Genomic DNA, 11,879 nt, shown 5'->3' with positions numbered 1-11,879 from the left:
AGCGAAACCATAAGTCGCCGTGACCTAAATAACGGATATGCCCCCAAAATTCCGCCGATATTCGATCTCGAAAACCACGGCCCCCTGGGACATCCCACCCGACAAGCGATCTCACTGCCACCCGCTGGTGCATGCTCTTGATTGCATGCAGCTTTTTGTAGCGAGGAAGCTCGCTCCCGTTGACCCGCATGGCAGGCCAAACAGCCTAATCAATAGCAAGCTAGCTAATTGGCGCATTAATTGCCTTGAGATATGGCAATTAGACATCACTCCCGGAGTCCGCCATGAGCAGCCTGTCGAGCAGCACGATGCAGTTATCTTCCGCCGAGAAAAGCTGGCTGCCCTGGTGGGGCAAGACCGGCAAGTTCGCCATGGGCTGGTCCTGCCACCTCAACCGCGCGGTGTACCCGGTGATGGAGCAAACCTTCGAGGCCATTGCCGAAACCCGGGTCAAACTCCTGCAAACCTGGACCCGCGAACAGTGGGAACACCTCAACGAACTGACCACGACACTGGCCCGCGATTCCGTGCTCACCGACAACAGCCTGCTGCTGGAAAAACTGCACCAGGCCGGGGATTTCTCCGAGCTGTTTATCGTCGACCCAAAGGGCGAATTACTGGCGAGTACCTGGAGCCAGGCCAGTCACCGCGCGCTCAATCAACAAGCCCTGGCCGCCGGGCTCAAGGCGCCATTCCTCCACGGTCCCTACAGCGACCCGCTGACCTTGCAGATCGGCCCTTCGTCCTCGCGCTTCCATGACGAAGTGACCCTGATGTTCTACCAACCATTGACCCGCGAGGGCAGGGTAGTCGGCTGCCTCTGCGGTCGGGTGCCCAACGACATACTCGGGGATTTGATCCAGCGCGAGGCCGGGCATATCTTCCCCGAGTCCGGCGATAACTACCTGTTCATGGTGCAATCGCGCTTCGACCCGGCGCTGCAGCCGGGCATTGCGCTGTCCCGCTCACGCTTCGAGGACGGCACCTTCACCCACGGTGAAAATCTCAAGAGCGGCGTGCACACACCCTGGAAAACCGTACAGATCCAACGCCACACCGAGCTGGAATTGCGGTTTATCGACCCCGCCACCCAACAACTGCACCCCGGCGTGCGGGAAACCATCCGCAAGGGCTCGAACCTGTTTGTCACCTATCCCGGCTATTCCGACTACCGTCACATCCCGGTGGTGGGCAAGGGCGTGACCTTCGAACTGCCGGGCTCGCCGGATCGCTGGGGCATGATGTGCGAGGCCGACCTGGAAGAGGTCTACCGCCGGCGCTCCCTGAGCCACGGCTTGATGAAGCCCTATCTGGCGACCATGGGCGGCCTGTTTGCCTGCAACTTCCTGGTCCGTCACTACAGTGGCTTGCCCGCCGCCTGGACCGATGCGTGCGAGGTGCTGAGCATGGTCGTCGCGGCCTTGCTGTTCAGCCGCCTGGGCCCCAGGCGCCTGGCCGCACGCCTGAATGAAATGACCGAGGTCATCCGCACCATTGCCGAAGGCGAGGGCAACCTGCGCCAACGCCTGGACAGCGGGCGCATGGTCAACGACGAAACCGGCGACATGAGCCGCTGGATCAACAGCTTCATCGACCGCCTGGATTCGGTGGTCGGCCAGGTGGTCAAGGCCAGCCACAGCGTTGGCAACACCAACCAATTGATGCTCGGCCGCAGCGAGGCGGCCGGGTTGATGTCCCATGAAGTGGCCGACGCGACCCACCGCATGATGATCATCGTTGAAGAGCAACTGGGAGAAATCCAGCAAGCCTCGGTGAGCGCCGAGCAAATGAAGCAGGCCATGGACGAGGTGGTCAGCCGGGCCCGCGAGCAATTCCTCGCGGTACAGGTCGGCACCCAGTCGATTCGCGATGTGGTGCAGCGCTCCTCGGAAAGCGTGCAACTGCTGGACAGCCGCATGGCACAGATCAGCAACATCACCGGGTTGATCAGCGACATCACCAACCAGACCAACCTGCTGGCCCTGAATGCGGCCATCGAAGCGGCGCGGGCGGGCGAGCATGGCCGCGGTTTTGCGGTGGTGGCCGACGAAGTCCGCACCCTGGCGTCACGCACTTCCAAGGCAGCGGAAGACATTCGCCAGATGGTCGAGGGCCTGCAAGGCGAAACCCGCAAGGCCGTAGGCTTCATGGAAAACGGCGTGACCAACGTCGACAGCAGCCTGCGCCTGGCCGAGGACGCCTCCTCGGAGAACGTGCACCTGCACCAGGCGGTGGAGAGCATGTTCAGCATCATCCAGCAGCTCAACGCCCGCAGCCTCGACTATGGCAAGACCATCAAGCAGGTCAGCCACTCTTCGGAGCAAATGCGCCTGACCGTAGGGGTGTTGCAGACCAGCGCGGAAACCGTGCGGGTCAATGCCAACAAGTTGCAGAAGCTGGTGGGGTTGTTCGAAGTCAGTGAGGCTGCGGCCTGACCAGGCTGCGCTTATCCAGCAGCAGGCGCTCCAGCTCCTTCATCGGCAAAGGCCGGCTGAACAGATACCCCTGGATCTGATCGCAGCCGGCTTCCCGCAGAAACTCCAGCTGCGCCTGGGTTTCCACGCCTTCAGCCACCACTCGCAGCTTCAGGCTGTGGGCCAGTTCGATGATGGTGCGGGTGATAGCCGCGTCCTGCGGGTTGCTGGTGACTTCGCGGATAAACGCGATATCGATTTTCAGCGTATCAATCGGGAACCGCCGCAGGTAGGCCAGGCTGGAATAGCCGGTGCCGAAGTCGTCGATGGAGATCTTCACCCCCATCGCCCGCAGGCGCTGCAAGCTGGCGATGGTGTGCTGGGTGTTCTCCATCAGCGAGCCTTCGGTCAATTCAACTTCCAGCCAATGCGCTTCCACGCCGGCCTGGGCGAGGGACTGGGCGATATCGGCAATCAGGTCACCCTCGATCAATTGATGCCCCGAAACGTTGACCGATACCTCCACCGCGCCCACCGTGCCGGATTGCCAGGCAGCGATCTGGCGGCACACGTTGTCGATCACCCAACGCCCGAGCGTGACGATCAAGCCCTGGCTTTCCAGGATCGGTATGAAGACCGCTGGAGACACCGCACCGTAACCGGGCCGGTCCCAGCGCAGCAGGGCCTCGAGGGCGCACACCTGACCGTTGGCCAGTTCGACCTTGGGTTGGTAATGCAGCACGAATTCTTCGCGCTCGACCGCCAGGCGCAGGGCTTTTTCCAGGTCCAGGCGCGCCAGATCATGCACATTCAACCGCGAGGACTCATTTTGGTGGTGTTGAAGTTGCTGCTCCAACAACTGGCTATGGTTTTTCAACCGATCGCCGTGGGCCTTGAGCCGCAGCAGGTTGCGTACCCGTAGCCACAACTCGACCCGCTCCACCGGCTTGCTGATGAATTCTTCAGCACCGGTTTCCAGGCCACTGAGCCGCGCGCTGGACTCACTCAATGCCGAAAGCATGATGATCGGAATGTTCGCCGTGGCCTGGTTGCCCTTGAGCTGGTTGGCCACTTCATAGCCGTCCATGCCCGGCATCATGATGTCCAGCAGGATCAAGTCCGGCGGCCGCTGCGCCACCAACTGCAAGGCTTCTTCACCACTGGCGGCGCTCACGGTCTGGTAACCCTCGTGGCGCAGCAGGGTTTCGAGCAGCTTGCGCACCTGGATTTCATCATCAACGATCAACAGCGTTGCGGGTTGGCTGGCCATGGAGAGGACTCAAGTCGAGGGAGTAATGTTCTTTTGCAGCAGCGTGTCGATCACCTGGTACAGCTCTTTGTAGCGCAGTGGCTTGATGATGTAGGCATCGCAGCCGGCCCGCAGGGTCTTGTCACGGTCTTCCTTCATGGCCATGGCCGTCAGGGCGATCACCGGGATGTGCGCGGTATGAGGGTCCTGCTTGAGCAGTGACGTGGCTGCCAGGCCGTCCATGCCCGGCAACTGGATGTCCATCAGGATCAATGCCGGTTGTTTTTCCCGGGCCAGGGTCAACCCGGTCTCGGCATCGGCGGCCCACAACACGCTGTGGCCGGCGTTCACCAGCAACAGGCGGGCGAGGCGCATATTGGCCTCGTTGTCTTCGACGATCAGGATTTCGGCCATGGGGCCTCCGCATCTGCGGCACGGTGCAGCGGCAGCCACACCACAAATCGCGCGCCTTCGCCTTCGCGGCTGGCCACGGCGACACTGCCGCCGTGCAGGTCGGTGAGTTGCTTGACCATCGCCAAACCCAGGCCCGTGCCTTCGAATTTGCGCGCCAGGCTGCTGTCGATCTGGCTGAAGGCCTTGAACAGCTTGCTCATGTCGTCCCGGGCGATCCCGATGCCGGTGTCGCTCACGCTCAATTCCAGGAACTGTTGATGTTCGCTGGGCTGCAGGGCAAAGCCGTGGGTGGGCCAGTCCCCGGGAATCTGCCCCACTTGCCTACGATTCACCTCGCGCACCGAGAGCGTCACCGAGCCGCCGTGCTCGCTGAACTTCACCGCATTGGCCAGCAGGTTGTAGATGATCTGCTTGGTCTTGCGCAGGTCCAGTTCCAGTGCGCCGAAGTCGTCCGGGCTTTCGAGTTTCAACTGGATGCGCTGCAATGCGGCCTTTTCCCGCACGATCAGCAGGCTGTTGGCCAACAGGCCGGCCAACTCCACGGCTTCCAGTTCCAGGTCCATCATGCCGGCCTCGACCTTGGACAGGTCGAGGATGTCGTTGATCAGCGACAGCAAGTGCTGGCCGCTGGTGAAGATATCGCCGATGTACTCGCGCTGGATATCGCTCATGTCGCCCACCAGGCCGTCCTTGAGCGCCTCGGAAAAACCGATCACCGCATTCAGCGGCGTGCGCAGTTCGTGGGACATGGTGGCGAGGAATTCGGACTTCATGTGGCTGGCGTGTTCCAGCTCCAGGTTCTTCTCTTCCAGGGCGCGCTCAAAGCCTTTGCGTTGCGCCTCTTCCTGCTTGCGTGCGGTGTTGTCGGTGCCGATCAGCAGATAGCCGATGATCGCGTCGTTGCGGTTGCGCAGGGCGGTCACCGACACCATGGCCGACAGGCGACTGTTGTCCTTGCGGATATAGGTCAGTTCGTAAATGTCTTCGATGCCCCGGGAGGCCTTGAACACCAGGGCCTCAAAGCCCGGCGTGATCGGTGTGTCCAGTTCCAGGCTGAGGGCAGCGGCGCGGGTGATCAGCTCGGCGGGGTCGGAAATGTCGGCCGGTGTGACGCGGTTCAGCACATCGGCGGCGGCGTAGCCAAGCATGCGTTCGGCGCCGACGTTGAAAATCTGGATTACGCCTTTTTCGTCGGTGGCGATGCTGGAGAAGTAGGCGCTGTTGAAGATCGCATCTTGCAAGGCGCCGGCCTTGAGCAGGGTTTTCTGGCGTTTGAATTCGACGATTTTTTCAGCCCGGGATTGCGGCTCCGCCGGGCTGTCGACTGAAGAGTTGTCCATCGTGCAGTGTTCCGTGAACTTCAGGCCCGACGCTGCCAAAGGCGGCGCCGCAGAGCATGCTCACAGAAGATCGCGCAGGCGCGATGAGGAGGAGATGAGGTCTTTGGACGATAGCAGATAAACCGCAACTGACAGGGATCGTAGTGGCCAAACGCGGTGTTATTTTTAGAAAAGCACTCAATCGGATAGGTGAAGGTGGAAAAACGGCGATTTTATCTGCAATTAGTCACTCCAGGTCGCTGGATGAACATTTATTCATCAGGTGAAACGTTTAATCAAACGATAAACGGCTGACGCAAGCGCTTGCGTAAGCAAATGTATCTGATTAGAGTCGGCAGCAATCAGGTCTGCCGATGACTGCCATCGGCAAACGCCCGAACACAACAATAATAAAACCAGGAGCTCAGTCATGAGCCTTGAACCCTTGCTTGAAATGCAGGGCATCAGCAAGACCTTCAACGGTCTGCGGGTGCTCAAGAACGTCAGCCTGAAGGTCTACCCCGGTGAAATCCACGCCTTGATGGGTGAGAACGGCGCCGGCAAATCGACCTTGATGAAGATCCTCTCCGGTGCCTACCAGGCCGACGACGGCGGCACCATCCGCATCGATGGCCAGCCCGTCGCCAGCTACAACCCAGCCTCCGCCAAAGCCCTCGGCATTGCCGTGATCTACCAGGAACTGAGCCTGTGTCCGAACCTCACGGTGGCCGAGAACATTTACCTGGGCCGTGAACTGCGCCGTGGCTGGACCATCGACCGCAAGGGCATGGAAGCCGGGGTGGCCGAGGTGCTGGCAAGGCTCGGTGCGGAGTTCCTGCCCACCACCCGCGTCGCCAGCCTGTCCATCGCCGAGCGCCAACTGGTAGAAATCGCCCGGGCGCTGCATGCCCACGCGAAAATCCTGGTGATGGACGAGCCCACCACGCCGCTGTCTTCCCGGGAAACCGACCGCCTGTTTGCGCTGATCAAACAGCTGCGCAGCCAAGGCTTGGCGATCATCTACATCAGCCACCGCATGGCGGAAATCTACGAACTGTCAGACCGGGTCTCGGTGCTGCGGGACGGCGAGTACGTCGGCGAACTGGCGCGGGACGTGCTGTCGGCCGAGGTGCTGGTGAAGATGATGGTGGGCCGCGACCTTTCCGGTTTCTACAAGAAGGAACATGCCGCCTACGACCCCGGCCAGGTGGTGATGCGTGTGCGCGACATGGCCGACGGCAAGCGCGTGCGCCATTGCAGTTTCGACCTGCACGCCGGTGAAGTGCTGGGCATTGCCGGGCTGGTGGGCGCCGGGCGTACCGAACTGGCACGGCTGATCTTTGCCGCCGACCCACGCACCTCCGGCACCCTGGAGGTGGTCGGCAAAACCGTGACCCAACTGCGCAACCCGGCGGATGCGATTCGTGCCGGTGTCGTCTACCTCACCGAGGACCGCAAGGCCCAGGGTCTGTTTCTCGACATGAGCGTGGCCGACAACATCAACATCTGTGCGTGCGTGCCGGATGCCCATGCCGGTGGCGTGCTCGACCGTGGCCACGCCGCACAACGCTCACGCGATGCGATCAAGTCCCTGTCGATCCGCGTGGCGTCGGGCAAGGTCAACGTCGGCGCGTTGTCCGGTGGCAACCAGCAGAAGGTGCTGCTGGCACGGCTGCTGGAGGTCAAGCCGCATGTGCTGATCCTCGACGAGCCCACCCGTGGCGTGGACATCGGCTCCAAATCCGAGATCTACCGCATCATCAACCAGTTGGCCAAGGCCGGCGTGGGCATCGTGGTGATCTCCAGCGAACTGCCGGAAATCATCGGCACCTGCGACCGCGTGCTGATCATGCGCGAAGGGCAACTGGTGGCCGAAGTGGGCGGGGCATCGGGGCTGGATATTTCCCAGGAGGCGATCATCGACCTCGCCACCGGCAGCGAACAGGTGGCCGCCCATGGCTAATTCAACGACAAGCGGGAGCAACACCATGACTGTGGCAACGATCGGCAAGGCTGAGCGTATTCGCGAACTGATGCGCACGGTGGGCATGTTGCCGGTGCTGGTGCTGTTGCTGGTGGGTTTTGCCCTGGCCAGCGAAAACTTCATGACGGTGCAGAACATGTCGATCATCACCCAACAGGCGTCGGTCAACGTGGTGCTGGCGGCGGGGATGACCTTTGTGATCCTCACGGCGGGCATCGACTTGTCGGTGGGAGCGATTCTTGCGGCTTCGGCTGTGGTTGCGTTGCAAGCGTCGATGTCACCGCAGTTCGGCATGTTCGGGATTGCCGCCGGGGTTGGCTTCGGCCTGTTGCTGGGCCTGGTCAACGGCGGCCTGATCGCCTTCATGCGCCTGCCGCCGTTTATCGTCACCCTGGGTGCGCTGACCGCCATGCGCGGGTTGGCGAGGTTGCTGGCCGACGACAAGACCGTGTTCAACCCTGATTTGCCGTTTGCCTTTATTGGCAACGACTCAGTACTGGGCGTGCCTTGGCTGGTGATCATCGCCGTGGCCGTCATCGCATTGTCGTGGTTCATCCTGCGGCGCACGGTGATGGGGGTGCAAATCTACTCCGTGGGCGGCAACCCGGAAGCGGCGCGGCTGTCGGGGATCAAGGTGTGGAAGGTCCTGCTGTTCGTCTATGCCATGTCCGGTGCGTTGGCCGGGTTGGGCGCGGTGATGAGCGCGTCACGCCTGTTCGCCGCCAATGGCCTGCAACTGGGACAATCCTATGAGCTGGATGCGATTGCCGCAGTGATCCTCGGCGGTACCAGTTTTACCGGCGGCGTCGGCACCATCGGCGGCACGCTGATTGGTGCGCTGATCATCGCGGTATTGACCAACGGCCTGGTGCTGCTGGGCGTCTCGGATATCTGGCAGTACATCATCAAGGGCATCGTGATCATTGGCGCGGTGGCGCTGGATCGTTATCGCCAGTCCGGTGCACGGACCTGATTTCACTCAAACAACAATCACAAGAGAGTCATCATGAACTTCAAACGCATGTTTCCTGTTGTCGCCTCCCTGGGCGTTGCCGTGTTGATGTCCCAGGCGGTGCAAGCCCGTGAACTGAAAGCCATCGGCATAAGCATGGGGTCCCTGGGCAACCCGTATTTCGTGACCTTGGCCGACGGTGCCACGGCGCGGGCCAAGGAGCTGAACCCGGCGGTGAAAGTCACCTCGGTGTCGGCCGACTATGACCTGAGCAAGCAGTTCTCGCAGATCGACAACTTCATCTCGTCCAAGGTCGACCTGATCCTGCTCAACGCCGTCGACCCGTCGGCGATGGCCTCGGCGATCAAGAAAGCCCGCGACGCCGGGATCGTGGTGGTGGCCGTGGACGTCGACGCCAAGGGCGTGAATGCCACGGTGCAGACCGACAACGTCGAGGCCGGCAAGCTCGCCTGCCAGTTCATCGTCGACAAACTGTCGGGCAAGGGCAATGTGATCATTCAGAACGGCCCGCAAGTCACCGCCGTGACCGATCGGGTCAAAGGCTGCAAAGCCGCGCTGGCCAGCGCCCCGGAGATCAAGGTGCTGTCAGATGACCAGGACGGCAAAGGCTCCCGCGAAGGCGGCTTGAACGTGATGCAGGGCTACCTGACACGCTTTCAGAAAATTGACGGCCTGTTCGCAATCAACGACCCGCAAGCCATCGGCAGCGACCTGGCGGCCAAGCAACTGAAACGCAGCGGCATCATCATCACCTCCGTGGACGGCGCGCCGGACATCGAGAATGCCTTGAAGACCGACACCCTGATCCAGGCCTCCGCCAGCCAGGACCCATGGGCCATGGCCCAGACCGCCGTCAATGTCGGCAATGACATTCTCAATGACAAACAACCCGCCGAAGCGGTTACCCTGCTGGCGCCAAAATTGATCACCCGCGATAACGTCGGTTCCTACAGCGGTTGGTCCAGCAAACATTAAAAGAAACCAGGAGTGAGCACCGTGGCAACCATGGAGGATGTGGCAAGAATTGCAGGGGTGTCGACGTCGACGGTTTCCCACGTCTTGAACGGCACCCGCAAGGTCAGCCCGGACACGGTGCAAGCGGTGCAGGACGCGATCCGGCAGGTGGGCTACATCCCCAACACGCTGGCGCGTTCCCTGGCGCGGTCCACCACCAATACGATTGGCGTGGCGATCTCGGCACTGTCCAACCACTACTTCAGCGAAACGGTGCACGCGATTGAAACCGAGTGCGCCAAGCACGGCTACATGATGTTGTTTGTCGATACCCACGACGATCCCGAGCAGGAATTGCGCGTAGTCACGACGCTGCACCATCGGCGGGTGGACGGCATTCTGCTGGCGCCGTCTACCGGTTCGCTGGCCCTGGAATACCTGCAGGCCAATCAAGTGCCGGCGGTGTTGGTGGACCGGATGATGTGTGATCGTTTCGATCAGGTCGGGGTGGAAAACACCCAGTCGACCAAGGCCCTGGTGGCGCACTTGATCGGCCATGGCCACCGGCGCATCGGCTTTATTTCCGGGCGCTCGGGGCTCGGCACTTCCGATGAGCGCGTGGCCGGCTATCAAGCCGCGTTGCAGGCGGCAGGGTTGGTGTTTGACCCGCAATTGCTGGTCAACGGTGGTTCCAGCAGCGAGCCGGCACGGCAAGCGACCGCGCAGTTATTGGCCCTGGCAACACCGCCCACGGCAATCATGGCGGGCAACAACCTGATGACCCTGGGTGCGATGCACGCCTTGCGTGATGCGAATATCGACGTGCCCGGGCAGATGGCCCTGGTGGGCTTCGATGATTTTGACTGGGCGGATTTCTTTGTGCCACGCCTGACCCTGATCGCACAGCCGGTCCAGGAACTCGGCGCCCGGGCGGTCAACCTGCTGCTTGAGCGCATGGCGTCGCCCAAGCGTAAAACACACAGCGTGCGGCTCGCGCCCACCCTGAAGATTCGTAACTCATGCGGCTGCCCCTGATATGAACAACGCGGTTTCCCTTGGCATTGATCTCGGCACTTCGGAACTCAAGGCGATCCTGATGGACGAGCAAGGCAACGTCCTCGCCCATGCGGGCGCGCGGCTGACGGTCTCGCGCCCGCACGCAGGCTGGTCCGAGCAGGCGCCTGAGGATTGGTGGCAAGCATGCCTGACGGCTCTGGACCAACTGCGCACTGATCAGCCGGATGCCTACGGCCGTGTCGGCTGCATCGGGTTGTCCGGGCAGATGCACGGGGCGGTGTTGCTGGGGCAAGACGACCGGGTGTTGTACCCGGCGATTCTCTGGGATGACTCCCGTGCCATGGCCCAGGCTGAAGCCTTGGGCAGTGAGTTTGCCGACGTCACCGGCAGCTTGCCGATGGCCGGTCTCACGGCGCCCAAGCTGCTGTGGTTGCAGGAGCATGAACCGGCGGTATTCAGCGCCATTGATTGCGTGCTGTCGCCCAAGGACTACCTGCGCCTGCGCCTGAGTGGTGAGCGCGTGAGTGATGTGTCCGATGGTGCGGGGACGTTGTGGCTGGATGTGGCCAACCGTGAATGGTTTGAACCGATGCTGCAGGCCACGGGTTTGCGATTGGCGCAGATGCCACGGCTGGTAGAAGGTGGCGCGGCCAGTGCTTGTTTGAATGCGGCTGCGGCGGGGCGACTGGGCTTGGCTGAGGGCCTGGTGATTGCCGGCGGTGGCGGGGACAACCCGGTGGCGGCGGTGGGCATAGGGGCGGTGAATGCGGGGGATGCGTTTATCACGTTGGGGACGAGTGCGGCCATCGTGGCGATTACTGATCACTCGGCGGGGAATCCGGCGAGTGCGGTGCATAGTTTTTGTCATGCGTTGCCTCGGCGTTGGTACACCATGGGGGCAATGTTGGCCGGGGCCAGTTGCTTGCGGTGGGTGACGCGGTTGACGGGGTCGGTTGATGAGCAGGCGTTGCTGGATCGGGTGCAGGCCGAGTTGCCGATCGGGCAGGGCGTGCCGGTTTCCAATCCGTTGTTTTTGCCGTATTTGGCGGGGGAGCGCACGCCCCATAACGACCCGTTGTTGCGGGGTGGTTTCATGAGCCTGGGGCATGACTGCACGCCGGCCATGCTGGGGTATGCGGTGATGGAGGGCGTCGGGTTCGGGTTGCTGGATGCATTGAATGCAGTGCAGTCGGCCGGGGCCACGGTGGGGGCTTGTGCGTTGGTGGGTGGTGGGGCGCGCAGTGAGTATTGGGCGCAGTTGCTGGCCAATATTCTTGGGCGGGAGATTTATACGTTGCATGGCAGTGAGTTGGGGGCGTGTATTGGTGCAGCGAAGTTGGGGTTCCTGTCGAGTGGGCAGGGCGCGGCGCTGTTGCAGGCGGGGATGCCGGTGAAGCAACGGTTTTTCCCGGACGGCGCTCAACAGGCTGTTTTGCAGGCACGTTATTTGAAGTTTCGGGGGTTGTTGGGGGCGGCTAAGGCTTTGCACGATTAGGGAAGTTTTGGGTGTATATCCGTTATTTGGGTAACGGCTGCTATTGGTTCCGCTCTTACA

9 protein-coding genes are annotated in these 11,879 nt (G+C 61.7%); 6 read left to right on the top strand and 3 right to left on the bottom strand.

Going from position 1 to position 11,879, the window contains the following annotated elements; all coding sequences use genetic code 11:
- Window positions 1-284 precede the first annotated feature (284 nt).
- Window positions 285-2,435, top strand: a complete 2,151-nt coding sequence (locus HYE77_RS32435) for a methyl-accepting chemotaxis protein (RefSeq protein WP_177070616.1) — start codon at window positions 285-287, stop codon at window positions 2,433-2,435.
- Here the strand turns inward: HYE77_RS32435 and HYE77_RS32430 are convergent.
- From HYE77_RS32430 to HYE77_RS32420, 3 genes are read right to left on the bottom strand one after another with little or no spacing between them, the layout of a single operon-like run.
- Entirely contained in the window at window positions 2,416-3,684 is a 1,269-nt protein-coding gene (locus HYE77_RS32430; protein WP_003209700.1) for an EAL domain-containing response regulator, read from the bottom strand. The genes HYE77_RS32435 and HYE77_RS32430 overlap by 20 nt on opposite strands.
- A gap of 9 nt (window positions 3,685-3,693) precedes the next feature.
- Entirely contained in the window at window positions 3,694-4,077 is a 384-nt protein-coding gene (locus tag HYE77_RS32425; RefSeq protein ID WP_008430409.1) for a response regulator, read from the bottom strand.
- The gene (locus HYE77_RS32420) at window positions 4,062-5,417 is read right to left on the bottom strand and encodes a HAMP domain-containing sensor histidine kinase (RefSeq protein ID WP_003209703.1); all 1,356 of its coding nucleotides are present in this window, start codon (window positions 5,415-5,417) and stop codon (window positions 4,062-4,064) included. Before HYE77_RS32420 ends, HYE77_RS32425 begins: the two co-directional genes overlap by 16 nt.
- A gap of 409 nt (window positions 5,418-5,826) precedes the next feature.
- On the opposite strand from HYE77_RS32420, the gene HYE77_RS32415 reads away from it, so the two are divergent.
- The 5 genes from HYE77_RS32415 to xylB are packed head-to-tail and all read left to right on the top strand — an operon-like array spanning window position 5,827 to window position 11,819.
- Complete coding sequence (locus HYE77_RS32415; protein WP_177070614.1) at window positions 5,827-7,359, top strand: sugar ABC transporter ATP-binding protein; 1,533 nt, start codon at window positions 5,827-5,829, stop codon at window positions 7,357-7,359.
- A 25-nt stretch (window positions 7,360-7,384) separates the two neighbouring features.
- Window positions 7,385-8,353 carry a ribose ABC transporter permease gene (locus HYE77_RS32410; RefSeq protein WP_177070612.1) on the top strand — a complete coding sequence of 323 codons (969 nt, stop codon included), beginning with the start codon at window positions 7,385-7,387 and terminating at the stop codon, window positions 8,351-8,353.
- A gap of 33 nt (window positions 8,354-8,386) precedes the next feature.
- Window positions 8,387-9,328, top strand: coding sequence for an ABC transporter substrate-binding protein (locus HYE77_RS32405; RefSeq protein WP_177023386.1), 942 nt, complete (start codon window positions 8,387-8,389; stop codon window positions 9,326-9,328).
- 21 nt (window positions 9,329-9,349) lie between these two features.
- Window positions 9,350-10,342 carry a LacI family DNA-binding transcriptional regulator gene (locus HYE77_RS32400; RefSeq protein WP_177070617.1) on the top strand — a complete coding sequence of 331 codons (993 nt, stop codon included), beginning with the start codon at window positions 9,350-9,352 and terminating at the stop codon, window positions 10,340-10,342.
- 1 nt (window position 10,343) lies between these two features.
- Window positions 10,344-11,819 carry a xylulokinase gene (xylB, locus tag HYE77_RS32395; RefSeq protein ID WP_177070610.1) on the top strand — a complete coding sequence of 492 codons (1,476 nt, stop codon included), beginning with the start codon at window positions 10,344-10,346 and terminating at the stop codon, window positions 11,817-11,819.
- The last annotated feature ends 60 nt before the right edge of the window (window positions 11,820-11,879 follow it).

Origin of the sequence: Pseudomonas sp. IPO3774 (assembly GCF_013386835.1) — a bacterium.
GTDB lineage: Bacteria > Pseudomonadota > Gammaproteobacteria > Pseudomonadales > Pseudomonadaceae > Aquipseudomonas.
This window is presented reverse-complemented; position numbering and strand designations above follow the sequence as displayed.